The organism is Ruegeria sp. BE9 (assembly GCF_056538765.1).
Map to the genome: position 1 here is coordinate 593052 of NZ_JBQFTS010000002.1, position 23834 is coordinate 616885.

At 55.9% G+C, this 23834-nt stretch carries 24 protein-coding genes and 3 tRNA genes; 13 read left to right on the forward strand and 14 right to left on the reverse strand.

Going from position 1 to position 23834, the window contains the following annotated elements; genetic code table 11:
- Positions 1 to 61: 61 nt before the first annotated feature.
- The 4 genes from ACR0EO_RS09555 (at position 62) to ACR0EO_RS09570 (ending at position 3772) form a co-directional block, all read left to right on the forward strand.
- Positions 62 to 727: an NnrU family protein gene (locus tag ACR0EO_RS09555; RefSeq protein ID WP_480689268.1), complete on the forward strand. Its 666-nt coding sequence runs from the start codon at positions 62 to 64 to the stop codon at positions 725 to 727.
- Between the two features lie 71 nt (positions 728 to 798).
- Positions 799 to 1320, forward strand: coding sequence for a DUF2478 domain-containing protein (locus ACR0EO_RS09560; RefSeq protein WP_480689270.1), 522 nt, complete (start codon positions 799 to 801; stop codon positions 1318 to 1320).
- Between the two features lie 86 nt (positions 1321 to 1406).
- Entirely contained in the window at positions 1407 to 2654 is a 1248-nt protein-coding gene (locus ACR0EO_RS09565) for a D-arabinono-1,4-lactone oxidase (protein WP_480689272.1), read from the forward strand.
- Positions 2651 to 3772 (forward strand): alanine racemase, encoded by a 1122-nt coding sequence (locus ACR0EO_RS09570; protein WP_480689274.1) that lies wholly within the window; start codon positions 2651 to 2653, stop codon positions 3770 to 3772. Before ACR0EO_RS09565 ends, ACR0EO_RS09570 begins: the two co-directional genes overlap by 4 nt.
- 34 nt (positions 3773 to 3806) lie before the next feature.
- On the opposite strand, the gene ACR0EO_RS09575 is transcribed toward ACR0EO_RS09570, so the two are convergent.
- Positions 3807 to 3890 (reverse strand) — tRNA-Tyr (locus tag ACR0EO_RS09575).
- Positions 3891 to 4006: 116 nt separating this feature from the next.
- Between ACR0EO_RS09575 and rlmB the strand changes: the two genes are divergently transcribed.
- The 3 genes from rlmB (at position 4007) to ACR0EO_RS09590 (ending at position 6297) form a co-directional block, all read left to right on the forward strand.
- Positions 4007 to 4780: a 23S rRNA (guanosine(2251)-2'-O)-methyltransferase RlmB gene (gene rlmB, locus ACR0EO_RS09580; RefSeq protein ID WP_480689276.1), complete on the forward strand. Its 774-nt coding sequence runs from the start codon at positions 4007 to 4009 to the stop codon at positions 4778 to 4780.
- A 395-nt stretch (positions 4781 to 5175) separates the two neighbouring features.
- A complete protein-coding gene (locus ACR0EO_RS09585; protein ID WP_480689278.1) occupies positions 5176 to 5628 on the forward strand; it encodes a YHS domain-containing (seleno)protein in 453 nt (150 codons plus the stop codon).
- A 198-nt stretch (positions 5629 to 5826) separates the two neighbouring features.
- The gene (locus tag ACR0EO_RS09590; RefSeq protein ID WP_480689280.1) at positions 5827 to 6297 is read left to right on the forward strand and encodes a CoA-binding protein; all 471 of its coding nucleotides are present in this window, start codon (positions 5827 to 5829) and stop codon (positions 6295 to 6297) included.
- Between the two features lie 4 nt (positions 6298 to 6301).
- Here the strand turns inward: ACR0EO_RS09590 and ACR0EO_RS09595 are convergent, their stop codons facing one another.
- From ACR0EO_RS09595 to ACR0EO_RS09610, 4 genes are all read right to left on the reverse strand, one after another.
- A complete protein-coding gene (locus tag ACR0EO_RS09595; protein ID WP_480689282.1) occupies positions 6302 to 6868 on the reverse strand; it encodes a hypothetical protein in 567 nt (188 codons plus the stop codon).
- A 72-nt stretch (positions 6869 to 6940) separates the two neighbouring features.
- Positions 6941 to 7258: a phosphoribosyl-ATP diphosphatase gene (locus tag ACR0EO_RS09600; protein ID WP_480689284.1), complete on the reverse strand. Its 318-nt coding sequence runs from the start codon at positions 7256 to 7258 to the stop codon at positions 6941 to 6943.
- Positions 7255 to 8016 (reverse strand): imidazole glycerol phosphate synthase subunit HisF, encoded by a 762-nt coding sequence (gene hisF, locus ACR0EO_RS09605; protein WP_480689286.1) that lies wholly within the window; start codon positions 8014 to 8016, stop codon positions 7255 to 7257. The genes ACR0EO_RS09600 and hisF overlap by 4 nt, the downstream gene beginning before the upstream one ends.
- 100 nt (positions 8017 to 8116) lie before the next feature.
- Positions 8117 to 10330 carry a fused MFS/spermidine synthase gene (locus tag ACR0EO_RS09610; protein ID WP_480689288.1) on the reverse strand — a complete coding sequence of 738 codons (2214 nt, stop codon included), beginning with the start codon at positions 10328 to 10330 and terminating at the stop codon, positions 8117 to 8119.
- 247 nt (positions 10331 to 10577) lie between these two features.
- On the opposite strand from ACR0EO_RS09610, the gene ACR0EO_RS09615 reads away from it, so the two are divergent.
- Both ACR0EO_RS09615 and ACR0EO_RS09620 read left to right on the forward strand, forming a co-directional pair.
- The gene (locus ACR0EO_RS09615) at positions 10578 to 11024 is read left to right on the forward strand and encodes a DUF302 domain-containing protein (protein WP_480689290.1); all 447 of its coding nucleotides are present in this window, start codon (positions 10578 to 10580) and stop codon (positions 11022 to 11024) included.
- Between the two features lie 116 nt (positions 11025 to 11140).
- Entirely contained in the window at positions 11141 to 11515 is a 375-nt protein-coding gene (locus tag ACR0EO_RS09620; RefSeq protein WP_480689292.1) for a hypothetical protein, read from the forward strand.
- Positions 11516 to 11522: 7 nt separating this feature from the next.
- Here ACR0EO_RS09620 and hisA read toward each other — a convergent pair whose 3' ends face one another.
- On the reverse strand, positions 11523 to 12245 hold the full coding sequence (hisA, locus tag ACR0EO_RS09625; protein ID WP_480689294.1) for a 1-(5-phosphoribosyl)-5-[(5-phosphoribosylamino)methylideneamino]imidazole-4-carboxamide isomerase: 723 nt from the start codon (positions 12243 to 12245) through the stop codon (positions 11523 to 11525).
- Positions 12246 to 12379: 134 nt separating this feature from the next.
- Here hisA and ACR0EO_RS09630 point away from each other — a divergent pair, with 134 nt between their 5' ends.
- Positions 12380 to 12778, forward strand: a complete 399-nt coding sequence (locus ACR0EO_RS09630) for a DUF2147 domain-containing protein (RefSeq protein ID WP_475210675.1) — start codon at positions 12380 to 12382, stop codon at positions 12776 to 12778.
- Between the two features lie 3 nt (positions 12779 to 12781).
- Here the strand turns inward: ACR0EO_RS09630 and hisH are convergent, their stop codons facing one another.
- Together hisH and hisB are read right to left on the reverse strand one after the other, a co-directional pair.
- Entirely contained in the window at positions 12782 to 13420 is a 639-nt protein-coding gene (gene hisH / locus ACR0EO_RS09635; protein WP_480689296.1) for an imidazole glycerol phosphate synthase subunit HisH, read from the reverse strand.
- On the reverse strand, positions 13421 to 14008 hold the full coding sequence (gene hisB / locus ACR0EO_RS09640) for an imidazoleglycerol-phosphate dehydratase HisB (protein WP_480689298.1): 588 nt from the start codon (positions 14006 to 14008) through the stop codon (positions 13421 to 13423).
- Positions 14009 to 14162: 154 nt separating this feature from the next.
- Between hisB and ACR0EO_RS09645 the strand changes: the two genes are divergently transcribed.
- Positions 14163 to 14402, forward strand: a complete 240-nt coding sequence (locus ACR0EO_RS09645) for an Lrp/AsnC family transcriptional regulator (RefSeq protein ID WP_010442612.1) — start codon at positions 14163 to 14165, stop codon at positions 14400 to 14402.
- Positions 14403 to 14601: 199 nt separating this feature from the next.
- Here ACR0EO_RS09645 and ACR0EO_RS09650 read toward each other — a convergent pair whose 3' ends face one another.
- The 3 genes from ACR0EO_RS09650 to ACR0EO_RS09660 form a co-directional block, all read right to left on the reverse strand.
- The gene (locus ACR0EO_RS09650; RefSeq protein WP_480689300.1) at positions 14602 to 15468 is read right to left on the reverse strand and encodes a GNAT family N-acetyltransferase; all 867 of its coding nucleotides are present in this window, start codon (positions 15466 to 15468) and stop codon (positions 14602 to 14604) included.
- Positions 15469 to 15553: 85 nt separating this feature from the next.
- Positions 15554 to 15628: transfer RNA gene (locus ACR0EO_RS09655), tRNA-Gly, on the reverse strand.
- Positions 15629 to 15662: 34 nt separating this feature from the next.
- Positions 15663 to 15737, reverse strand: a tRNA-Gly gene (locus ACR0EO_RS09660).
- Between the two features lie 148 nt (positions 15738 to 15885).
- On the opposite strand from ACR0EO_RS09660, the gene ACR0EO_RS09665 reads away from it, so the two are divergent.
- Positions 15886 to 16038 (forward strand): hypothetical protein, encoded by a 153-nt coding sequence (locus ACR0EO_RS09665; protein ID WP_480689302.1) that lies wholly within the window; start codon positions 15886 to 15888, stop codon positions 16036 to 16038.
- A 15-nt stretch (positions 16039 to 16053) separates the two neighbouring features.
- On the opposite strand, the gene ACR0EO_RS09670 is transcribed toward ACR0EO_RS09665, so the two are convergent.
- The 3 genes from ACR0EO_RS09670 to ACR0EO_RS09680 all read right to left on the reverse strand — a co-directional run bounded on the left by ACR0EO_RS09670 (position 16054) and on the right by ACR0EO_RS09680 (position 21243).
- Positions 16054 to 16437, reverse strand: a complete 384-nt coding sequence (locus ACR0EO_RS09670; protein ID WP_480689304.1) for an MAPEG family protein — start codon at positions 16435 to 16437, stop codon at positions 16054 to 16056.
- 87 nt (positions 16438 to 16524) lie between these two features.
- On the reverse strand, positions 16525 to 19962 hold the full coding sequence (locus ACR0EO_RS09675) for a pyruvate carboxylase (RefSeq protein WP_480689306.1): 3438 nt from the start codon (positions 19960 to 19962) through the stop codon (positions 16525 to 16527).
- A gap of 123 nt (positions 19963 to 20085) precedes the next feature.
- Positions 20086 to 21243: an alpha-hydroxy acid oxidase gene (locus ACR0EO_RS09680; RefSeq protein WP_480689308.1), complete on the reverse strand. Its 1158-nt coding sequence runs from the start codon at positions 21241 to 21243 to the stop codon at positions 20086 to 20088.
- Positions 21244 to 21437: 194 nt separating this feature from the next.
- On the opposite strand from ACR0EO_RS09680, the gene ACR0EO_RS09685 reads away from it, so the two are divergent.
- On the forward strand, positions 21438 to 23834 hold the full coding sequence (locus tag ACR0EO_RS09685) for an ATP-dependent helicase (protein ID WP_480689310.1): 2397 nt from the start codon (positions 21438 to 21440) through the stop codon (positions 23832 to 23834).

The window sequence follows — 23834 nt, forward strand, 5'->3', positions numbered from 1 at the left end:
TCGGACAAAGACCGCACCCCATCCGAGGTTTAAACCGGGCGCAACACGTTCGGAGAGGACCATGACCGGTTGGGGCTTTTTCTTTTTAGCACTGTTTATCTTCATGCTAACGCACGTCATTCCCGCACGGCCGACCGTGCGCGGTCGATTGATCGAAACGCTGGGACGACGCGGTTACTTTGCGACCTATTCTGCGTTGTCGCTGCTGGTTCTAGGCTGGCTGGTGATCGCCGCCGCAAAGGCGCCCTACGTCGAAGTTATCCCGCCCTTTACAATTTTACGCTGGGTGCCCTTGCTTGTGATGCCAATCGTATGCTGGCTTGCGATTGCGGGGCTAACGATCCAGAACCCGTTTTCGTTCGGCGGGTTGGGTCAACGCGCTTTTGATCCTGAAAACCCGGGTATCCTGCGGACCACACGCCACCCGATTCTGGCCGCACTGATGCTGTGGGCCGGAGCGCACTTGCTGGCCAACGGCAGTCTATCTCATGTCATACTTTTTGGTCTTTTTGCCGGATTTGCCGCGATGGGCATGGCGTTGATCGACCGTCGTAAAGCCCGTGATATGGGTGCTGAATGGACGCGCTTATCCCGTAACACTGCGCGGTTTTCGATGCGCGCACCTCAACCATGGCCACCTCTTTGGATTTGGCTGGCATCTCTTGCCGCTTACGCGATTCTGCTTCACCTGCACACACCTGTGATTGGTCTTTCTCCTCTGCCTTAAAGCCGGGGAGTGGCCGGACGGGGCTTTGCGTGCTATCTCATCTGTCACAGTTTCAATACGAGGGTCTCTGAATGTACCTGGCCTATGTTACAACTACCGACCGCGGCGCCACCGACCGACTGCTGAGCGCGGCTGCCGAGAACCTGTTGAGCGCGGGTGCGCGATTGGCGGGAGTGGTGCAAACAAACACCGAATGCGCTGACAGCAGCAAATGCGATATGGATGTGCGTGTACTGCCAGAAGGTGAGACGATCCGTATTTCACAGTCTCTTGGCACGCAGTCGCGTGGCTGCCGACTTGACCCAGCTGCGCTGGAGCAGGCTGTGGGTTACGTAACCTCGTCGTTGGCCGATATGCCAGAGCTTCTGATCATAAACAAATTTGGCAAACACGAAGCAGACGGTCGCGGCTTTCGCCCGGTTATCGCTGAGGCGTTGGCTCAAGGTATTCCCGTGCTTGTCGGGGTGAATGGATTGAACAAAGAAAAGTTCGATGCGTTCACGGACGGCGCGGCCGAAGAGATCACCCCAGAGGTTAAGGCCATCACGGATTGGTTCGAGCGCGTGTCCGCACAGCGTTCAGCTGCCGCCTGAGGCAAATTTCGTTAGGTAACTCTCTGTAATCCTGACTTGTTACGGTTTCCACGTGCTGCAATCCTCTGTTCCAGAGGAGAGAGCACATGTGGACAAACTGGGCAGGGAACCAGATTACGAGCACGGCAATCACGCGCCCTAAGACGATTGCCGAGTTGCAGGATGCCGTGGCGCAACCGCAAAGCCTGCGTGTTGTAGGGGCCGGGCATTCCTTTACGCCGATCGTTGCCGGCGGGGATCGAATTCTTGACCTGACGGATCTGGACCTGCCGACATTGGGACACGCCGACGAAGGCAGGATCTGGGTTAACGCGAACGCGCGTCTTCGAGACCTGTCTCCGGCGCTGGCTGAGAAGGACTTGGCCTTCCGAAACCTTGGGGACATCAACGCCCAGTCACTTGCTGGTGCGGCTTCGACTGCGACGCATGGTACAGGGCAAGAGATGCCTTGTCTGTCGGCTGAAATTACTGCGGCCCGAATAGTCGGAGCAGACGGGGACGTCCTTTCCACCGACGACATCCCACTTGAAATGGCCCAAGTCACATTGGGACTGCTCGGCGTTTTGACCGAAGCTCAGATTAATGTAGTGCCGAAATACAATTTGCGTCGTCAGGTTCGGCTAAGCCCATTGGCCGATACTCTCTCGAATATGCATCTGAACTGGGCTGAAAGCCGAAACTTTGAGTTCTTTTACATTCCATTCACTGGCAAGGCAGTCGAGATTCGGCACGCACTGACGGACGCACCCGAGACCAAAGCGCCGCGTGATCTGGACATGATTGCCGTCAAAGTGCTCAAGTTGGCTAGGAATGTTGGTCGGCTGAATGGCGGGTTACGCAGCATGCTGTTGAAACTCCTGACCCTTGCCCAGTCTGACGAAGACTATGTTGGCGAAAGCTGGAAGGTATTGTGCAGTGATCGCCATATCCGGTTCAATGAGATGGAGTACCATCTACCACCCGACGTGGCTGGCGATGTTCTGCAGGAGGTCTTGAGCCGTTTGCACCGCGATCACAAAGACATCTATTTTCCGATCGAAGTTCGTCAGACGGCGGGGGATGCGGCCTGTTTGTCACCGTTCCAGGGGGGGCGCAGGATTTCTATCGCGATCCACACCGACGCCGCCGAAGATCATGCACGATACTTTTCATCCATCGAACCGTTGTTTGTCGAAGCCGGAGGTCGGCCGCATTGGGGCAAGATGCACAACCTGACCTTCAAAGACCTTTCAAACCTGTACCCGGACTTTGACCGTTTCTGCGCGTTACGCGAACAACTGGACCCCAAAGGAAAGTTCCTGACGCCTGCGCTTGCAAAGATGTTCCGGCCATGACGGACGACTATCTCCGTAACTTGTCAGTGGCATTGCGCGCCTACGGCGTCGATAGTCCGGTTGCTGTGGTTGATTTGGACCGGTTGGATGGCAATTGCGACCAAGTTTCACAAAATACAGAGGCCGTACTAAAACGCCGCTTGGTCGCCAAATCTTTGCCCTGCCTGCCCCTTTTGGATCACATCAGAGAACGAATACCGACCTCGGGTTTGATGACGTTCTCAGAGACGATGTTGCAAAGGCTTTTGCAGGATGAACCCAATACAGACCACCTGATCGGAAAACCGCTACCTGTCAGTTCAGCGGCGCGGGTTCTGAGTACATGCCCCGACGCAGGGGCAAGGGTTCAATGGCTGATCGATACGCGCGATCGGTTGCAGGAGTATCATAAGCTCGCAAATGCAAGACAGGCGCCGCTGCGCCTTTCGCTGGAGGTCGATATTGGCCTGCATCGCGGCGGGTTCCAGTCGGATCAAGTGGGAGAGATTGCTAAGGAAATCGACGCGAATCCTTTACTACAACTGTCCGGAGTGATGGGGTATGAGGCCCATCTGGCCAAGTTGCCGGCCTTCTTGAAAAAAAGGGCAGTTCGATATTGTGGAGAAGCTTTCAAGAGAGCAGTCGCAGATCTGCCAAAAACCTCGGACGAGCTTTGTTTGAACACGGGTGGCAGCCTGACCTTTCAATCATACGATTCGAGTAGTCCAGCTAACGAAGTGGCTTTTGGCTCCGTATTGGTCAAACCTACTGACTTCGACCACGCTACGACAAAGGGCTTCCAACCCGCCGCTTTCATAGCGACTCCGATTCTCAAAGCCATGCCCGGAAATTTGCTGCCGGGCTTGGACTTTCTGCGCCGAAGAAAGACAGACCTTGCGATTTTCGGCGGGTACTTTCGGGCTAAGCCTGTTTTCCCTGAAGGTTTTGAATATTCGTCGATATTTGGCCGCTCAACCAATCAGGAGGTTTGGACTGGTCCGCAGTCTGCCGCGATCACGCCCGGTGACATTGCGCTTTTGCGACCGACCCAAAGCGAGGCAGTTCTCAACCAATTCGGGCCGCTGTTGGCTTTTAGGGGAGGGGAAGTGATTGCAGAATGGGAATGCCTGCCGAACTAACGGCTTGTTGCACTTTGTCACCATCTGAAGAAGATGGTGGGCGACCCTGGAATCGAACCAGGCGTGCGTCTCCGCGAGGGAGTTACAGTCCCCTGCCACACCTTGCGGCCTGTCGCCCACTGTCAGGCGTTGCACCTGACGTGGAGGCGTGATTACTAGCGCTCTAAAGGAGCGTCAACAGGAAAATACTGCTTTGGCGCAGGAAACCGAATTCCCGGCCCGGAGGCCCAAGAAATGAAGAAACCCAAGTGGGTCGTTGAAAAGGAACAGGCGCGAAAAGCGGCTGCTGCGGAAACCGTCTGGCTGTTTGGGCTGCATGCGGTTCGAGACGCGTTGATGAACCCTGATCGGCAAAAGTTGCGCCTAATCGTTACGCGAAACGCGCGCGATAAACTGGCCGAAGCTATCGCTTTTGCTGGCATCGAGGCTGAAATCGTTGATCCTCGCAAATTTTCAGCCCCTATTGATCCAGGTTCCGTGCATCAGGGGGCCGCGCTTGAGGTCAAGCCGTTGGATTGGGGTGGGCTGGCCGAGAACTGCATCGGCCGAGAGCATCCCCGGGTGATTCTGTTGGATCGGGTTACTGACCCGCACAATGTCGGCGCGATTTTGCGTTCTGCCGAGGTTCTGGGCGCAAGTGCCGTGATCGGTACGCGACACCACTCGGCACCTGAAACCGGCGCATTGGCAAAGACGGCCAGCGGCGCACTAGAGCGCCAACCCTATCTCAGAGTACGCAATCTGGCCGACGCGATTGTTGAGTTGCAGGATATGGGTTTTCTGGTGCTGGGCTTGGACGGTGAGGCCGAAGCCACAATCGAATCGGCCTTGGATGGCAAGTTCGATCAGCCAGTGGCTCTGGTTTTGGGGGCCGAAGGTCCCGGGCTGCGGCAAAAAACGAAAGAAACCGTAAATCAACTGGTTAAAATCGACGCAGCGGGTGGGTTTGGGTCCCTGAACGTCTCAAATGCTGCCGCAATTGCCCTATATGCATCAAGGCACAGATAGACAGGAGAGACCCATTTCCGGCCCGTCAAAAATCGCTACTTGCTGCTACTGCGGAACACGCGCTGCGTTGGTTCTGAGGGGGCAGCAACGTCATGAGCTCAGCTGTTCCAGTTGTGGTGCCCCGCTGCATGATCTCAAAAATGTTCCAAAGCGGAAAATGTCCGAGACTAAGACGAAGCGGACTTACTCCAAGGATGAAGGCCCACGAAAGAAGAAAAAAAGGAAAAAGGGCATATTCTCTCGTGTGTTGGATGAGGCCTGGGATGTGATCGAGGACGTCTTTGACTAAGGTGGGCTGTCTGCGACACACGTGATCACAACCGCGTTAAGCAGGGTTCCACTGCGCCTCAAAAATTGCATCTTGATACCCTAGTGTTCTTGACCCTGATTCACCGATGCTGACCAGACGAGTTTTCTTCGGCCTAGTTGCCGCTGCCGCTTTTTCCAATGCTGCGCACGCGCAGGACGTACCCGTATATTTTGAAACCGAAGGGGCCGCGATGGCGGGCTATGATGTGGTTTCCTACTATGGTGGAGAAACTCCTGTTCGTGGTCAGGCGGAATATGCGGTCGTCTGGAAGGGTGCTGAATGGCATTTCGCGACCGCCGAGAACCGTGATGCGTTCGAACGCAATCCTCGGGCCTTTGCCCCACAGTTCGGCGGATATTGTGCCTATGCAATGGCGCAGGGTCGGTTGGTCAGTACGGACCCGACGGCTTGGCAGGTGATTGATGGTCGCCTGTACCTGACGCACTCTCAGGCGATCGAGAAAATGTGGCGTGATGCGCCGACCGAATACATCCGCATGGCCGAGGCGCATTGGCCGGTTATTCTGTACGAGCAATAGGCAGATTTCCGCCTTTTATGGCGTGTCATCATAAAAAAGTGTGCGCCCCCTTTTTTTCTCTCAACTTATGCCTAAATGTCACAGTGACCGCGGAACGGAACTGCCGCGGGTCATTTCACTGTCCCTCGTTCCAACAACTGGCGCTCAGGTAAGACCTGGGCGCTTTTTTCTTTTGCGCACTCGGCCTAGGGTGAGCGCATGACCGAGTATTCAGACCAGTTTCTCAAAGAAATCCTGCACCGCACAAAAGTCGTTGCCGTTGTTGGGGTGTCAATGAATCCCGTAAGGCCCAGCTACTATGTGGCGCGATATCTTTCTCTCAAAGGGTACAAAGTCATCCCTGTAAATCCGGGGCATGCTGGGACGCAGCTTTTTGGGCAAACGGTCAGAGCTTCTCTTACAGATATCTCAGAACCGGTTGATATGGTCGATATTTTTCGCCGGTCTGAGGCAGTGCCTCCGATCGTAGACGAAGCGCTGGCGGCCTTTCCAAATCTGCAAACGATCTGGATGCAAATCGGGGTCGAGCATGCAGATGCTGCCGCAAAGGCGCAGGCACGTGGCGTTGATGTTGTTATGAACCGCTGCCCAAAGATCGAATATCAGCGGTTGTTTGGAGAGCTCCGTATGGGTGGGTTTGCCACCGGTGTGATCTCTTCCAAGCTGTGAAGTTTTAGCTGGCGGGCAGGGGATTCAATCGCGCTACCGCTTCCAAGCGGCGCTTTTCCAGCACCACGTTGCGCGGAACCCACTCATACCGGGTATCTTCCACGAGTGGCGACCAGAACAGCACTCCTCCATAACGCCAGGGGTCAAGAACCACGCCATCATACATTGTCTCGCCCTTGCGGCTTATGATGGCAGTGCTGTGGTCGATTCTGAACGCGTTATCCGCATTGGCAATGGCGCGGTGCAGCTCAAGGGTCTGGAAATTCTCCTGCTTCAATCGGCGCTCGATATCCTCAGCCCAATGCCAGCAAAGACCTCGGGGCCGCAGTCCCTTGTTGACCTTGGCGTTGTGAATTAGCGGTGGGTCTGTGATCTCGTATTCCTGCACTAATTGCGCAGTGTAGGAGTAAGCGATGCGTGCGGCGCGATCAGCCTCTTCTGGGTCGATATCCGGGCCTAGGCTGCGGATTTCGCTGGCGAGCCGCTGGACCTCGTCTCCGGTGGATGGCGGAGGTGCAGAACACGCCGCAAGTGTCACAAGGGCCAGTACAAAAGCCAATGCTCTGATCATTCCTGTGCCCTTTGATTTGTGAACCACAAGCCCGATCTTAGACAGTCACTCAGGCTGAAGAAACCCGGCTGTTTATCCCTGGGGTCGAGAGGCCTTTTCGGCAATTCCGCTGGTGCCTTGTCGCCGTGCCAATTCGGCCAGCACATCATCCAATGCCACGTCTCTGGCTGCGAGCATGACCAATAGGTGGTAGAGCACGTCCGCGGCCTCGGAAGTCAGTCCTGACTTATCCCCTTTTACCGCTTCGATGATGGCCTCGACGGATTCTTCTCCGAACTTCTCGGCACATTTCTCAGGACCTTTTGCCAGCAATTTCGCGGTCCAGCTCGAGTCGGGAGCGGCGGATTTGCGATCTTCGATCGTTGCGGCGAGTTCGTGCAGAATGCTCATGTCAGCCTCATCGGGATGCCAGCGGCAGCCATGTGTTCTTTGGCCTCGCGAATGGTGTATTCGCCGAAGTGAAAAATAGAAGCAGCCAGAACGGCGCTGGCACCGCCTTCGGTAACGCCTTCGACAAGGTGGTCCAAGTTACCAACCCCGCCCGAAGCAATGACAGGGACGTCCACAGCGTCTGAAATCGCGCGGGTCAGGGGCAGGTTGAACCCAGCCTTGGTTCCGTCGCGGTCCATCGACGTCAGCAGGATTTCTCCGGCCCCTTTGGCGACGACGGTTTCTGCGAATTCGACAGCGTCAATGCCAGTCGGCTTGCGGCCGCCATGGGTAAAGATCTCCCACTTACCCGGGCTGACGGTTTTGGCGTCAATAGCGCAGACGATGCACTGGCTGCCGAACTGATCTGCCGACTCGGCTATTACGTCCGGGTTGGCCACGGCGGCCGAGTTGAAGCTGACCTTGTCGGCGCCCGCCAACAACAGGGCGCGCACGTCGTCTTTGGTTCGTACACCCCCACCCACTGTAAGAGGTACAAAGCACTGTTCTGCCGTGCGCTGAACCACGTCAAACATTGTTCCCCGGTTTTCATGCGTGGCATGGATATCAAGAAAACAGATTTCGTCTGCTCCGGCAGCGTCATAAGCTTTGGCTGACTCAACCGGATCGCCTGCGTCACGCAGGCCAACAAAGTTGACGCCTTTGACCACTCGGCCATCAGCTACGTCCAGGCAGGGAATGATGCGGGTTTTAAGCATGTCGGCGTCCTTTGTTGCCGTACCTCTAGCGACAAAGGCCTGCCGATGCCAGATGTGTAATGGATGCCAGATCGTTTGGATGTTTCCGGGTGGGTTTAGCTTAATTCTGCAGCATTTTGAGTGCAGACAGCAGATTAGCCCTATCATCCGTCCAAGGGCGGGCGCCGTCTGACACCAATGGTTGCCATCTTCCGTCTGCCACAAAGCTATCGATGCGTGATTTGTCAGGCCCCATAATCACAGCGTGGGTGGACAAAGCGCCAGTTTGGTCATCGTCTACAGCAGCTTTCAAAAACTGCGACGCAATGTGCAGGTTCAAACTGTCTGCGATCCGGGCGAGCGGGGCTGTCAGGTCGTAGTACCTGTTCGAGATGTGAAAGACCAAAACCCCATCGGGCGAAAGTCGGTCGATGTACATTTGGACGGCTTCTTGCGTGACCAGATGTAGGGGAATGGCGTCCGAACTGTAGGCGTCCAAGACTAGAATATCGAATTCAAACTCGTTCTGATCCAGAACGATGCGGGCATCACCGAGGTGAGTCTGAGAGTCAGGTGCGCATTCAGAGAGATAGGTGAATAGGGACGGATCGCGCGCGACGCTTTCGACCATGGCGTCGATCTCGAAGAAGGACCAAGTTTGATGAGGCTTTTTGTAGCAGGCCAGCGCTCCTACACCCAAACCGACGATTCCGATGTGATCAGCTTGATCTCCAAACTCGGACGTAATGACCTGCGCCAGTGGTCCGTTAGGGTGATAGTACGACATCGGAGTAGGCTTTGTTCCAAAGTCTTCCTCTCGTTGCAGGCCGTGTGTGGTGGTGCCGTTGTTGTAGATCCGGAAGTCATTTTCGGAAACAACCAGATGGGTGCCGAAAAAGCTGCGATCCTGGAACAGTGCGGCGTCAGTGGTTATGAAGGTCGGCAGCATCGCAACCATGACCACAGTCATGATGCGCAAAGCGTCGTTTCGAAACAGCACAAGAATGGTGGCCAATGCCAAGAAGGCTATTGAGGCGCGAAGCAGACCTTGGCCAAGGAATTCTATACCGCCAACCGCTCCGAAGGTCATGAGAACGGCAAGACCGGCCACAATACCAATCGTGATTTGACGGGCCGCAAACGTCCAAGGTTGCAGCAGGAACAAGCCAGCCACCAGTACCAAAGTCAGTTGGGCCTCGATCTCATGGCTAAATGCAGTAGGGGCAATGATCGAGTTAAACAGCCCACCAAGCGCGCCACCAACAGAAAGGGCGATATAGAAGACCGTCAGGTGTTCGGCAGGGGGGCGGCGCTCGAACAATAGTCGATGTGCAAACAGGGCGATGATGAACAGTACTGGAGCATAGGCCAGTACGACGAGGGGGGCAGTTTCCTGCGACACGACATTGGACAACAACACCGCACCAAGGGCCAATGCCACAAGCGTAGGAATTTGAAGGCTGACCGTTGTAAGCCGTTCCCATTTGGCAAAGGCCAGAATGAACGACAGGATATAGATCGCCAAAGGCACCACCCAGATCAATGGAATAGACCCGAGATCGGTGCTGACCTTCGTTGTGATTGAAAGCATCAGGGACGAGGGCACAAATGCGATACCAATCCAGATAGCGATCTGTTTTTTATCCAGCTTCTTCGCTGGGACATCGGGTTTTGCCGCAGTTTCTTCGGTTTTCGGCCCCTGCAGAGCAATCAAACCGCTGAAGACAAGAAGGAAGCCAAAGAGAACAAAACCCCCGAACCAAATATTACTTATTTGGCGCGCGCCCAAAAGCGGATCTGCCACCAGCGGAAAGGCCAAGAGGGCGAGCAGCGATCCGACGTTGCTGGCGCTATACAGAAAGTAAGGATCATCGGCTGACGGCCCGCCCGAGCGTGCGTACCAAGCCTGCAGCAGCGGGGCGTTTGCCGACAGAACAGCAAAAGGAATGCCGACTCCTACAGCGAAAAGCTCAAGCGTCTTCAGCGCAGTGGAACTCGATGCGTCATATGTCCAGCTTTCGCTTGTAGACAGAGGCAGAAAGGTCAAAGCCGTCAGCCAGAACACTACGTGTGTTATCAACTGCCAACGTAGCGAAAGCCATTTCGTCAAAAGATGCGCGTAGATATACCCAACGATGAGGACGACTTGAAAGAACAGCATTGCTGTGGTCCACACAGCTGGGGCACCGCCGATTTTGGGCAGAACAAGCTTTGCGTACAATGGCTGTACAAAGAAAAGCAGGCTGGCGCTTAGAAAAATAGTTGCGCAGAACACAAGGACTGCGACCAAGCGCAGACGAAACCCTGTCGAAAACCCTGTTGTTGAAATGCTCACTTCTGAAACCTCTGCCCGCATCTAACGTCGCGTTTGAATAATTCCCGATTGCGGCCAATTTTGGTCAATATGAGTACAGTAAGTAGTAAATTTCAGCTTTGTCTTCAAAATAGCGCTTTAGGCAACATATCTATTTGCGGTGCCTTTGGGTGGCAGGACCGGCAGCACGCGGCCGATGCCGAACTTGTGAATACCGAAAGGACCAAAGCTGTGAAAATTAGGTCGCAGTTCACAAGAGGATTCCAAAATGCGCAATCTGATATTGGCTACATTTTTAACTTTCGGAGGGGCTATGTCCGCCACGGCTGACGACATCATCAAAGTACAAACAGATAAATCGGTGTCCGAAGCCTTGGACGCACTCGAGGCTGCTGTGGGCAATGCGGGCGCAACAGTCTTTGCACGCATCGATCATGCGGCAGGCGCCGAAAAGGTTGGGATGACTATTCCGGCAAATCAGGTGCTGATTTTCGGAAATCCGGCATTGGGTACACCTGCTATGCAGATCGATCCGCGCGCGGGCCTTTTTCTTCCCCTGAAAGTGCAAGCTTACGAGGATGAGAACGGGCAGGTCTGGCTGACCTACGAAGACCCAAAAGAAACAATGGATGAGCTTGATGCTGTCGAAAAATCACCCGTTATCGAAAAGATGCGCGGTGCCCTGGCCAAGCTGACTTCGGTCGCGGCACAGTAGGTTGATGTTAGCGCCGGCAGCGGGATTGCCGGCGCGCTCCTTCCTCTGAAATTTGTTTGATTACCAGTATTATGGTAAATTTCCGCATTTCAGACAGTTTTTAGGAGGAACCATCCATGACACCTTCATTGAAAACGATGTGGATTGCAGGCGCTGTTTTTCTGGCCGTATCTGGTACAGCGCACGCACAGGATTTCATGACTCAAAAGGAACTGCTGGCAACCATTCCGGGTTCGACTATTTATGCCATTTCGAACCAGGACAACAAAACGCAATGGGCTCAGGCCTATGGTACGGGCCGCAAAAAGGGCAAGCTGGCTGGCAACTTTGGTGGCAACAAATATGAAGGCAAATGGTACGTAGACGGCGACAAATGGTGTGAAGAGACCGGCGATTGGACCGGGTGCTTTCAGTTCGTTCGCATAAATGAAAAGGAGCTGCAGCCGTACAAAAACGGGCAGCCCCAAAAGAACAACTGGACGCTAAAATAGTCCGGTTTTACTTGCCCAAAGTGGCCAGAGCTTCTTTTAGATCAAGGGCGCCATCGTAAAGTGCACGCCCGGAAATTGCGCCGTTCAATTCGACGCCGCAGTCGCGCAGGGCGATCAGGTCTTCCAGCGAACTGACGCCGCCTGATGCGATAACCGGGATCGAAACGGCACGAGCCAGCGCAGCAGTGGATTCGATGTTCGGCCCCTGCATCGCTCCGTCTCTATTGATGTCCGTGTAGATGATGGCGGCAACACCGGCGTCTTCAAAACTGCGGGCCAGATCGGTCACCTGAACGTTGGTCTCTTCGGCCCAACCTTTTGTGGCGACCATACCGTTACGGGCGTCGATGCCCACGGCGACCTTGCCGGGAAACTCTCGCGCGGCTTCGCGTACCAGGTCAGGGTTTTCTACGGCTACTGTACCTAGAATTACACGGGCGAGGCCTTTTTCGATCCATGTTTCGATTGTGGCCATGTCTCGGATGCCGCCGCCCAACTGTGCGGGGACATCACAAGCTTTCAGAATTGCTTCGACCGGGGCGGCATTAACCGGCTCACCGGCAAAGGCGCCGTTCAGGTCCACAAGGTGCAGCCATTCACAGCCGACCTCGACAAAAGCCAAGGCCTGAGCGGCAGGGTCGTCATTGAATACGGTGGCCTTGTCCATTTCTCCGCGCAGCAGGCGCACGGCCTGGCCGTCTTTGAGGTCGATGGCGGGGTAAAGGATCATGACTGGCGGCCCTATATCAGTGTTACACGCGCGGGATATCGCACAGGCAGGGCAGGGGATGCAACGCGACGCTAAGTCATTCTTGCCCGGACGCGTCCTGCCCGGCAGAGTGACGACAAATCAGGGAGGATATCATGAAGAAAATTACCCTTGCGGCAGGCTTTGCAGTTCTGGCAACCGCTTCCTTGGCCGATCCAGCCGATGGTCTGTGGAAAACACAGCCAGGCGACGAAGGTGGCTACTTGCACGTCACGATCGCTCCGTGCGGAAGCGCCATTTGCGGCACGATTGACAGCGCTTTTGATAAATCCGGCAATCAACAGTTGGCTTACGAGAATCTTGGTAAGCAGATCATCTGGGACATGGAGCCCGAGGGTGACGGCACCTATGCCAACGGCAAGATCTGGGCGCCGGATCGGGACAAGACCTATAACTCGAAAATGACCCTCGACAGCCAGAACCAGCTGACTGTCAAAGGTTGCGTTGCGGGTGGTCTGGTCTGCCGTGGGCAGACCTGGACGCGCATTCAGTAAGCTTTACGGAGCCCAGGTCAGGAAGTTCCCGATCATGCGCAGGCCCACGTCCTGGCTTTTTTCCGGGTGGAATTGCATCCCAACCATCGTGTCGCGGCCGATCACGGCCGTGACCTCTTGCCCATAGTCCACATAGGCCAGCCGTTGCGCCGGATCACTGACCCGGAAATGGTAGGAATGGACGAAATAGGTGTGGTCACCCGATTTCACCCCGTCAAACACGGGATGCTCGCTTTCCAGAACCAGATCGTTCCAGCCCATATGCGGGACTTTCAGCGCCCGGTCCGAAGGTTCGATCCGCACCACGTCACCGGCAACCCAGCCCAGACCGTCCGTGTCGGTGTATTCGTGCCCCTTTGAGGCCATCAACTGCATCCCGACGCAGATGCCCAGAAACGGGCGGCCTTTCTGTTCGACCGCCTCAACCATCGCGTCATATATGCCCTTGTGGCCGCGCAGCTCAGCCGCGCAGGCGGGAAAAGCTCCGTCACCGGGCAGTACCAATCGATCAGCCCGCGAGACGACATCCGCGTCCGAAGTCACAACGACTTCGCCAGCACCCATCTCGCGCGCCATGCGTTGAAACGCCTTTTCGGCCGAGTGCAGGTTGCCGCTCTCGTAATCAATGATGGCGGTCAACATTTACAGCGCGCCTTTGGTGGACGGAATCGCATCCGCTTTGCGCGGGTCGGTTTCAACCGCCAGTCGCAGGGCACGGGCGACGGCCTTGAAAGCGGCCTCGGCAATGTGGTGGCTGTTGAACCCGTGCAACTGATCGATGTGCAGCGTGATACCGCCATGGGTGCTGAGCGCCTGAAAGAACTCGCGCACCAATTCGGTGTCGAATGTGCCGATTTTTTGCGTCGGCAAGTCAACGTTCCAGATAAGGAAAGGGCGCGCTGACAGGTCCAATGCGCAGCGTACCTGCGCATCGTCCATGGGCAAGTGGCACTCGCCATAACGGCGGATGCCCTTTTTGTCGCCCAGAGCTTGCGTCAGAGCCTGACCCAGCGCAATGCCGGTGTCCTCGACGGTGTGGTGGTCGTCGATGTGGTAATCGCCCTTGGCACGGATTGTCATGTCGATCAGCGAGTGGCGCGCCAACTGGTCCAGCATGTGGTCAAAGAACCCAACACCAGTCTGGTTGTCATATGTGCCGGTGCCATCAAGGTTAACCTCGACGGTAATCTCGGTCTCGGCGGTCTGACGGCTGATCTTTGCGCTGCGCATGGGCGAATTCCTTTTGCTACAGGCGCGCTTATAGACGGGGATCGGTCCGCTTATCCAGACCGCGCGTGCCATTCGCTGCAAACTGTTGCAGGGGATTGCGCCCGGGCGCGGCCCGTGTCAGCCTGCGCCCAAGTCAACCAACAAGGCCCCGCCCATGTCCACTTGCGTATTCATCCAGATCCGCTGCAAACCCGGCACCACTTACAAGGTCGCCGAAGAGATCGCTTTGCGCGAAATTCACTCTGAGCTGTATTCGACAAGCGGGGAGTATGACTTGTTGCTGAAGCTCTACATCCCAGAAACCGACGATGTGGGCCATTACATCAACGAAAACTTGCTGGTCATACCAAATATCGAACGATCCCTAACGACGATGACGTTCAAAGCATTTTGAACTAAGCGGCTGTACCGGGAATAGTTGCATTAGGCGCGGTGGTGGCTAGGAAGGCGATCGAATTGATTTCGATTCATCGAACTTATTCGCAATACCAGAAGCAACCTAGTGAAAAGCCAACGCCGGCGAGGGTTTTTGACCGTTCTAAACTGGTCAACTTACACCCGGGGTCTGTATAGGGCGACGACGCTGACGCGCCTTAGCCCAGCTCAAAGGTTGTAACGCCGTAAATGCGATTAAGGTCGATATCCGGCTCGTGATCCGAATACATGCGTGCCGTTTCAAAGACTTTCTCTAACCCGAGCTGTGCTGCCAGAGCAAAAGCGGCGGCATTGGGTTGGGGCATATCAACGTACACATCCTGCCCGTGGTGATCTTCGGGTACAGATGCCAACAGACTGGCAAGCAACGTCTGTGCGATCCCGGCCTCATCTGCGAATAGCGGGCCTACTTTGTATCCCGCCTTACACGGTCGCAGAGTTGCATAACCTCTGATTTGTCCATCTTCGGTATAGACCCGTGAAGAATGGCTGGGTGCGGTGAGCCAGCTTTGTAAGAAGGCATCCCTAGGGGCAGGGAACAGTCTTCTATCATAAGCCTTTAATGCCCCTGACAGGCCGTCAGGGGACGTAACACCGCTGCCCAAGACCTGCCCAAGCTTCGGCAGTATCTCACCCACTTTCGCACCAAAGCGGTAGTTGTTGTAAGCGAAGGTGAAACCAGACTTTCGGTAGTTGTCCTGTTGTTCGACCACCCCATCCAAGCCCATGTTGCGGCCCTTGCAGCGTTCGAAGGCGTGTTGAGCGATCTCAAGTCCATGACCTGAACCTCGAAATTCAGGCCGGACAATGTAGAAGCCGAGGAAAGAAAAAGCGTCATCGTAATTTACCGCCGAAACAGAAGAGATCATCTCTCCTTCTAGAAACCCACCCAGATACCCTTCGGGGTCGGTTGTGTGGAAACATGCGGCATCATGGTGGCCCGGGTTCCACCCCTCGCGTCCTGCCCAGTCCACTGCGTGCTGTAGCTCGCCAGCGGTCAATGGGCGAATTGTGTAATTCGACATGGTTAAAATCCTGAAATCTGTAACGGCACTAGCATGACGCAACAGTTTTCAAGAAACCAGCAATGATTCGGAAACAGACCGTATCTGGAGCGGGCGAGGCGATTCGAACGCCCGACCCTAACCTTGGCAAGGTTATGCTCTACCCCTGAGCTACGCCCGCATCAGATACAAATGTTGGTCCGAAGACCTCTCAATGGAGCGGGCGAGGCGATTCGAACGCCCGACCCTAACCTTGGCAAGGTTATGCTCTACCCCTGAGCTACGCCCGCGCCGTTGAGTGAGGAGGGATGTATAAATTCCCACGCTGGGCTGCAAGCGGAAAAATACAATTTGGCAGAAAAATCTTTCGACGGAATTCGGTTCGTCGCGCGTTTAAGTCTCGGAGCATAGCAGAATAACAAGAAACGAGGGTTTTAAATGGCGCGCTATACAGATGTGAAAATGGTGATGCTGGCGACAATGATTATTCTTGCCACCGCAATCTGTGATCAGAGCGAGGACAGGCTGAGCCAAGCAGAGCCAGTCCTGATGCAGGCTCCGCAGGTCGACGTTCAGATTCTGGCTGGATAGGGTCCTGCGGGCGAGTCACAACGCCATGACAAGGCTGGAAATTGCCGCGATCAGGATGACTGAGAAGGTCAGCAGCATGCCGATCTGGCGCAGAATCACGATCTGAGGTTTTCGACCAAAGCCATAGGCGTGGAGGATACGTCCCGCGACAAGTCCCATGCCAAGAATGTTAATAAGCCATCCACCAGCGCCCTGAAGCTCGACCATAGCGATGAGCAGTAGTGCGAATGGCGCGTATTCAGCAAAGTTGGAATGGGTCCGAATGACCTTAAGCATGTCCGAGTTGCCGCCGTCGCCATAGGAGATTTTGTCGCTGCGACGTTGGCTGATGACCATAAAGCTGAGCGTAACGTACAAGAATGCCAAAATCGCGGCATAGACCGGTGTTATCGATAGCATAGGTTTAACTCCTCTTCGTCGGCCTCAAATAAAAACAGGCCGCCCGGTTGCCCGAGCGGCCCGTCTAAGTCTCAGACATTATGCCGGTTATTCCAGTTCGACCAGCAGGTCCTTAGCGTCAATCTGACCGCCCGGCTGAACATGGACGGCTTTAACGGTTGCGTCGCGTTCTGCGTGGATACCGGTTTCCATCTTCATCGCTTCGATGGTGAGTAGCATGTCACCTTCTTTGACCTCTTGGCCCGCGGTTACGGCAACGGTTGCCACGACGCCCGGCATTGGGGCACCAACGTGGTTGGTGTTGCCCACCTCAGCCTTGGGTCGGACTTGCGTGGAAGACGTCACCAGGCGGTTCGGCACTCGGATTACCCGAGGCTGGCCGTTAAGCTCAAAGAACACTTTGACTTCGCCTTTTTCATCGGTTTCCCCGATGGCCTGGCAGCGGATTTCCAATGTCTTCCCGGGGTCAATTTCGGCGGTGATCTCTTCGCCCGGATCCATGCCGTAGAAGAAAGTACGTGTCGGCAGGGTGCGGACCGGACCGTAGGTGCGGTGGCGGCCCATGTAATCGAGGAACACCTTGGGATACATCAGGTAGCCGTTCAGGTCCTCGTCATCCACCTCTTTGCCTTCGAGCTGTTGGGACAGCTCGGCACGAGTGGCTTCCAGATCGACCGGGGGGACGTCTTTCCCGGGGCGCTCTGTATTCGGGGCCTCATCCTTGAGCACCTTCTGGATGATGGTGTTGGGGAACCCTCCGGGAGGCTGACCCAGGTTGCCACGCATCATATCCACGACTGAGTCAGGGAATGCCACATCGGTATCGGGGCTTTCTACTTCCTCACGGGTCAGGCCTTGGCTGACCATCATCAGCGCCATGTCGCCAACCACTTTGGAAGACGGTGTGACCTTCACGATATCACCGAACATCTGGTTCACGTCGGCATACATCTGAGCGACCTCGTGCCAACGCTCTTCCAGACCCAGGCTGCGCGCCTGTGCCTTGAGGTTGGTGAATTGACCGCCAGGCATCTCGTGCAGGTACACTTCCGAAGCCGGGGCCTGCAGGCTGGATTCGAACGCCGCGTATTGCCCGCGTACCGCCTCGAAGTAATCGCTGATCTCGCGGATCGCCTTAATGTCCAGACCAGTGTCACGCTCAGTGTGACGCAGAGCCTCAACCACGGTGCCCAATGTTGCTTGCGACGTGTTGCCCGAGAAGCTGTCCATCGCGCAATCCACCGCATCCACGCCCGCCTCAGAGGCGGCCAGAATGGTCGCGCTGGCGATGCCGGCGGTGTCATGCGTGTGGAAGTGGATCGGCAGGCCGACCTCTTCTTTCAGTGCACGAATCAGGATCTTGGCCGAGGCCGGCTTCAGCAGACCCGCCATGTCTTTCAGGCCCAGTACGTGCGCACCTGCGTCGCGCAGTTCTTTCGCCATGCCGACATAGTACTTCAGGTCGTACTTGGAGCGATCCGGGTCCAGAATGTCACCGGTATAGCAGACGGTGCCTTCACAGATCTTTCCGTTTTCGATGACCGCATCCATCGCGACGCGCATGTTTTCAACCCAGTTCAGCGAGTCAAACACTCGGAACACGTCGATGCCCTTCGCGGCCTGACGCACAAATTCCTGCACCACGTTGTCGGGGTAATTGGTGTAGCCCACACCGTTTGCCCCACGCAGCAGCATCTGTGTCATCAGGTTTGGCATCGCCTCACGCAGGTCGCGCAGACGTTGCCAGGGGCATTCCTGCAGGAAGCGATAGGCCACGTCGAATGTCGCGCCGCCCCAGCATTCGACGGAGAACAGCTGCGGCAGGTTTGCAGCGTAGGTCGGAGCCACTTTGATCATGTCGATCGAGCGCATCCGGGTTGCCAGCAGCGATTGGTGGCCGTCCCGCATGGTTGTGTCGGTGATCAACAGCTGCCGCTGCGCTTTCATCCAGTCAGCAACAGCCTGCGGTCCCTTTTGTTCCAGCAGGTTGCGGGTGCCCATTTTGGGTTCACCCTTCGACGCGGGTGCCTTGGCTTCCTTTAGGTCTGCGCGCGGCTCGGGGCGGTCTTTGGTCTCGGGGTGACCATTGACGGTGATGTCGGCAATGTAAGTCAGAACCTTAGTGCCCCGGTCACGGCGGCGCTTAAAGGTGAACAGATCCGGCGTCGTGTCGATGAACTTGGTTGTGTATTCGTTCGACAGGAAAGTCGGATGTTTCAGCAGGTTGATGACGAAGTCGATATTGGTGCTGACACCGCGAATTCGGAACTCACGCAGCGCGCGGTCCATCCGGGCAATTGCAGCTTCGGGCGTCGGAGCCTTGGCTGTGACCTTGGTCAAAAGCGAGTCGTAATACCGGGTGATCACGCCGCCAGCATATGCCGTGCCGCCATCCAGCCGGATACCCATACCTGTTGCCGAACGATACGCAGTGATTCGACCGTAATCAGGGATGAAGTTGTTTTGCGGGTCCTCGGTAGTGATCCGGGTCTGCAAGGCATGTCCGTTCAGGTGCACGTCAGCCTGGCTGGCGGCACCGGTCGCTTCGGCAAGTGTCTTGCCTTCGGCGATTAGAATCTGGGCCTGAACGATGTCGATGCCGGTAACTTCTTCGGTAACGGTGTGTTCCACCTGTACGCGCGGGTTCACTTCGATGAAGTAGAACTTGCCGGTTTCCATATCCATCAGGAACTCAACCGTGCCGGCGCATTCATAGTTCACATGGGCGCAGATCTTACGGCCCAGCTCACAGATCTCGGCGCGCTGCTCTTCGCTCAGGTACGGAGCAGGCGCTCGCTCTACGACTTTTTGGTTCCGGCGCTGGACCGAGCAGTCGCGTTCATAAAGGTGGTAAATTTCACCATGCTTGTCGCCGAGGATCTGAACCTCAACGTGACGCGCACGGGTGATCATTTTTTCCAGATAGCCTTCACCGTTGCCGAAAGCGGCCTCGGCTTCGCGACGGCCTTCCAGAACCTTTTCTTCCAGCTCATCTTCCGAATGGATCGGGCGCATACCGCGACCGCCGCCACCCCAGCTGGCCTTTAGCATCAGCGGATAGCCGATCTCTTTGGCTTCGGCCCGGATCGCGTCCATGTCGTCGCCCAGAACCTCGGTCGCTGGAATAACTGGTACGCCCGCGGCGATGGCCACCCGGCGCGCGCTGGCTTTGTCGCCCAATGCGCGCATGGTTTCGGCCTTGGGACCGATGAAGGTGATGCCGTTCTGTACGCAGGCATCCACAAAGTCGGGGTTCTCCGACAGCAAGCCATAGCCTGGGTGGATCGCATCTGCGCCGCATTCCTTTGCAACGCGGATGATTTCGTCGATGCTTAGATAAGCGGCGACCGGGCCCATCCCCTCACCGATGCGATATGCCTCATCCGCTTTGAAGCGATGCAGGCCAAGCTTGTCCTCTTCGGCAAAGACGGCAACGGTTCGTTTACCCATCTCGTTGGCAGCGCGCATCACGCGAATGGCAATCTCGCCTCGGTTGGCGATCAGGATCTTATTGAAGTCAGTCATGTCGGGTCCCGGTCCTACTTGTTTGGCCGTGTTCATAGGCGGACAATACGCGCTCGTATATCAGTCGTTCTGGGTAGAACCGGCATGTTAACGCTCGCAAACGCCCATTTTAGCGCAGTCTTATTACACTTGCTGCGCTGCAGCATCAATCAGGGGCGTAATTTTGGGAAGATGATTCAGCGTTTCGGCCCCAAATTGACCCATGTTCGACTTCAAATCCTGGCGTAAAATGTCGATGACATGCGTCGGTCCGGGCGCGCCTAAAGCGGCAAGACCATAAAGAAAGCCCCGTCCTAGCATGACAAAATCCGCGCCCAATGCTTTGGCGCGGAGAATATCCAGGCCACTTTCGACGCCGCCGTCAAAGATAATAGGAAGATTCGTCGCTGCGCGAATTGCTGGAAGAGAATCGATGCTGGCCGGGGCTCCGTCGAACTGACGGCCCCCGTGATTCGACACCCAGATGGCGTCAACGCCGGCCTGCTGCAGGCGACTGGCATCTTCAGGTCGCATCACACCTTTTACGATAAAGGGGCCGTCCCAGGCGTCTCTTAGCCATTTGACGTATTCCATATCCGGAGAGGTGCGCAGCAGGTACCCGACATGCGCGGTCGGGGGGAGGGCGCTGTCACCGTCGATATATTTGTCCAAAGAGCGCATCCGCGGCATCCCGCTTTGCGCCATTCCGATTGCCCAATGGGGCCTTAACGCGATCTGTGCCAACAAACGCGGCGTCAGTCGCGGAGGATTGGTCAGCCCCGAACGTGTCTGCCGTTCGCGCCGAGAAGCCACTGGGACATCCGCTGTCAGAACCAGAGCCGAGAAACCGGCAGACTTTGCGCGGTCCAGCATATCTTGGCGAATGCCGGGATCTTTTGGCGGATACAGCTGAAACCATGCGTCTTCGCCAATATGAGGGGCCAAGTCTTCGGGGCTCTGACTGGCGACAGTAGATAATGTATACGGAATTCCGTCCTGGGCAGCAGCCTGCGCCAATAGCCGCTCGGCCTGTGGCCAGATCAAACCGGACATACCAATAGGGGCTATTCCGAAGGGCAGGGTGTACTCACGATCGAAAAGCTTCGTGCTGGTGTCACATTCTATCGGTCCGTGCAGGATAGAAGGCATAAAGCCTAGGCGATCCAGTGCCTGACGATTGCGGTTCATGGTGGCTTCGACACCTGTTCCGCTGGCCAGATATTCCCAGACAAAGTACGGGATCCTTTGACGCGCGCGCTGTTTCAGATCGGCAAGGCCGGGGAATGTGCTGTGTAGGTCCATATGAATTGATCCGACCTGCCGGGCGATTCTGCAAGGTTTTCAGACGGCTGGTGCAAGTTGCCTTTTAGTGCTTGCGCAATTCTGGTCGTTGGTTGATGCAGCGCATAATCAGGTAGAGGCCAAAGATAACATCTGTGCGAACAAGGGGTGAACAAACTCTTCCCCTCGGCACGCATCCAGCGTAGTTTGAGAATATGAGCAGTTTCGACGAAATGGACGCCTTTGAGGGCGCATCACTATCCGCGCGGGCGATGGCTGCACGGCCTATGCCTTACTTGGATGAGCTGAATCCGGCGCAACGCGACGCGGTCGAGCGTTTGGATGGGCCGGTTTTGATGCTCGCTGGGGCAGGGACGGGCAAAACAAAAGCTCTGACAGCGCGGATCGCGCATCTGCTAAGTACTGCGCGCGCGCGTCCGAATGAAATTCTGTCAGTCACGTTCACAAATAAAGCCGCGCGCGAGATGAAAGAGCGTGTCGGCCGTCTATTGGGGCAGCCTGCAGAGGGCATGCCCTGGCTCGGCACCTTCCATTCTATCTGTGTCAAACTGCTGAGGCGCCATGCCGAATTGGTCGATCTGAAATCAAATTTCACCATATTGGATACCGATGACCAGTTGCGTCTGCTTAAGCAATTGATTCAGGCCGCCAATATTGATGACAAACGCTGGCCCGCCCGGATGCTGTCTGGAATAATCGATGACTGGAAGAACCGCGCCTTAACGCCAGACAAAGTGCCCGCAGCGGATGCGGGAGCATATAACAACAAAGGTATTGAGCTTTACGCCCAGTATCAGACCCGACTGCGCGAGCTAAATGCGGTTGATTTCGGTGACCTGCTTTTGCACATGGTCACGATCTTTCAAACGCAGCAGGACGTTCTCGAGCAGTATCAACGCTGGTTCCGATACATCCTTGTGGACGAGTATCAAGATACCAACGTCGCTCAGTATTTGTGGCTGCGGCTGCTGGCTGGCGGGCACAAGAATATCTGCTGCGTTGGTGATGATGACCAGTCGATCTATGGCTGGCGTGGCGCCGAAGTGGGTAACATTCTGCGTTTCGAAAAGGACTTTCCCGGCGCCTACGTTGTGCGGCTTGAGCAAAATTATCGCTCGACCCCGCACATTCTTGCTGCGGCGTCGAATGTCATTCGTGGCAATGAAGGACGTCTGGGTAAAGAGCTTTGGACTGACGCGGAAGAGGGCGAAAAGGTTCGCTTGATCGGTCACTGGGATGGCGAGGAAGAAGCACGCTGGATCGGCGAAGAAATCGACGCGATGCAGGGCGGGACACGGGGCGTACGCCCTATTGGGTTGGATGAGATCGCCATTCTTGTTCGCGCTTCGCACCAGATGCGCGCATTTGAGGACCGCTTTCTTACCATCGGCCTACCTTACAAGGTGATCGGCGGGCCTCGATTCTATGAGCGGATGGAGATCCGTGACGCTATGGCCTATTTCCGGCTGGTGGTCAGCCCGGGCGACGATCTGGCCTTTGAGCGGATCGTCAATACGCCGAAACGTGGTTTGGGCGACAAAGCACAGCAGACGATCCAGATGACCGCGCGTGAGAACGGGGTGTCTTTGGTCGATGGTGCTCGGATCGCCGTCGACAAGGGGTTGATCAAGGGCAAGGGCGGTAAGGCTCTGCGCGAGTTGATCGACGGGTTAGCGCGTTGGAACGCGATGACACGCGGGCCGCGGATTGAGGTCGACGATGACTCGGTCATCGATGATGGCACCGCGCCGTTGCGTTTCGGTGAACCAGAGGTCTCACATATTGAGTTGGCACAGATCATACTCGATGAGTCCGGCTACACGGCTCATTGGCAGAATGAAAAGACACCTGAGGCACCGGGGCGGCTGGAAAATCTCAAGGAACTCGTCAACCAATTGGACAATTTCGAGAACCTGCAAGGGTTTCTAGAGCATGTCAGCCTTGTCATGGATAATGAGCAAGAGGGCGACGGGGCTAAGGTTTCCATAATGACGCTGCACGCCGCTAAGGGGTTGGAGTTCCCTGCTGTGTTCTTGCCAGGATGGGAAGATGGTTTGTTTCCCTCCCAGCGCTCGATGGACGAGTCCGGTTTAAAAGGGTTGGAGGAGGAGCGTCGACTAGCCTATGTCGGCATCACGCGAGCAGAAGAGGTCTGCACGATTTCCTTTGCGGCCAATCGCCGGGTTTTCGGGCAGTGGCAGAATGCCATGCCGTCCCGTTTCATCGATGAGTTGCCTGAGGAGCATGTCGAGGTTCTGACGCCTCCGGGTCTCTATGGCGGAGGCCAGCCAACAGCTGGCATTGAAACTCGTGCGGCAGAGGCAAATGTCTACAACTCTCCGGGTTGGAAGCGGATGCAGGCTCGGCAGGGGCAGTACGGGACATCGCAACCACGGGAAAGCCGAAATACAGTGATCGACGCGACGGCGCTGGCCAGTTTCACACTGGGAGAACGCGTGTTCCATCAGAAGTTCGGCTACGGCGCAGTGATCGGTATCGAGGGCGACAAGGTCGAAGTTGATTTTGACAAAGCCGGCACCAAAAAGGTTGTCTCGCGTTTCCTGTCGTCCAAAGATGATGTGCCCTTCTAA

What these genes read in the sequence shown, in the direction of transcription:
- ACR0EO_RS09650 (WP_480689300.1), bottom strand. Translation starts at nt 15,468, where the DNA reads ATGTCGAATTACACAATTCGCCCATTGACCGCTGGCGAGCTACAGCAC.
- hisA (WP_480689294.1), bottom strand. Translation starts at nt 12,245, where the DNA reads ATGATCCTTTACCCCGCCATCGACCTCAAAGACGGCCAGGCCGTGCGC.
- ACR0EO_RS09620 (WP_480689292.1), top strand. Translation starts at nt 11,141, where the DNA reads ATGACACCTTCATTGAAAACGATGTGGATTGCAGGCGCTGTTTTTCTG.
- ACR0EO_RS09685 (WP_480689310.1), top strand. Translation starts at nt 21,438, where the DNA reads ATGAGCAGTTTCGACGAAATGGACGCCTTTGAGGGCGCATCACTATCC.
- ACR0EO_RS09680 (WP_480689308.1), bottom strand. Translation starts at nt 21,243, where the DNA reads ATGGACCTACACAGCACATTCCCCGGCCTTGCCGATCTGAAACAGCGC.
- rlmB (WP_480689276.1), top strand. Translation starts at nt 4,007, where the DNA reads ATGAAGAAACCCAAGTGGGTCGTTGAAAAGGAACAGGCGCGAAAAGCG.
- ACR0EO_RS09560 (WP_480689270.1), top strand. Translation starts at nt 799, where the DNA reads ATGTACCTGGCCTATGTTACAACTACCGACCGCGGCGCCACCGACCGA.
- ACR0EO_RS09590 (WP_480689280.1), top strand. Translation starts at nt 5,827, where the DNA reads ATGACCGAGTATTCAGACCAGTTTCTCAAAGAAATCCTGCACCGCACA.
- hisF (WP_480689286.1), bottom strand. Translation starts at nt 8,016, where the DNA reads ATGCTTAAAACCCGCATCATTCCCTGCCTGGACGTAGCTGATGGCCGA.
- ACR0EO_RS09555 (WP_480689268.1), top strand. Translation starts at nt 62, where the DNA reads ATGACCGGTTGGGGCTTTTTCTTTTTAGCACTGTTTATCTTCATGCTA.
- ACR0EO_RS09645 (WP_010442612.1), top strand. Translation starts at nt 14,163, where the DNA reads ATGTCCACTTGCGTATTCATCCAGATCCGCTGCAAACCCGGCACCACT.
- ACR0EO_RS09600 (WP_480689284.1), bottom strand. Translation starts at nt 7,258, where the DNA reads ATGAGCATTCTGCACGAACTCGCCGCAACGATCGAAGATCGCAAATCC.
- ACR0EO_RS09595 (WP_480689282.1), bottom strand. Translation starts at nt 6,868, where the DNA reads ATGATCAGAGCATTGGCTTTTGTACTGGCCCTTGTGACACTTGCGGCG.
- ACR0EO_RS09665 (WP_480689302.1), top strand. Translation starts at nt 15,886, where the DNA reads ATGGCGCGCTATACAGATGTGAAAATGGTGATGCTGGCGACAATGATT.
- ACR0EO_RS09615 (WP_480689290.1), top strand. Translation starts at nt 10,578, where the DNA reads ATGCGCAATCTGATATTGGCTACATTTTTAACTTTCGGAGGGGCTATG.
- hisH (WP_480689296.1), bottom strand. Translation starts at nt 13,420, where the DNA reads ATGTTGACCGCCATCATTGATTACGAGAGCGGCAACCTGCACTCGGCC.
- ACR0EO_RS09670 (WP_480689304.1), bottom strand. Translation starts at nt 16,437, where the DNA reads ATGCTATCGATAACACCGGTCTATGCCGCGATTTTGGCATTCTTGTAC.
- ACR0EO_RS09675 (WP_480689306.1), bottom strand. Translation starts at nt 19,962, where the DNA reads ATGACTGACTTCAATAAGATCCTGATCGCCAACCGAGGCGAGATTGCC.
- ACR0EO_RS09585 (WP_480689278.1), top strand. Translation starts at nt 5,176, where the DNA reads ATGCTGACCAGACGAGTTTTCTTCGGCCTAGTTGCCGCTGCCGCTTTT.
- ACR0EO_RS09570 (WP_480689274.1), top strand. Translation starts at nt 2,651, where the DNA reads ATGACGGACGACTATCTCCGTAACTTGTCAGTGGCATTGCGCGCCTAC.
- hisB (WP_480689298.1), bottom strand. Translation starts at nt 14,008, where the DNA reads ATGCGCAGCGCAAAGATCAGCCGTCAGACCGCCGAGACCGAGATTACC.
- ACR0EO_RS09630 (WP_475210675.1), top strand. Translation starts at nt 12,380, where the DNA reads ATGAAGAAAATTACCCTTGCGGCAGGCTTTGCAGTTCTGGCAACCGCT.
- ACR0EO_RS09565 (WP_480689272.1), top strand. Translation starts at nt 1,407, where the DNA reads ATGTGGACAAACTGGGCAGGGAACCAGATTACGAGCACGGCAATCACG.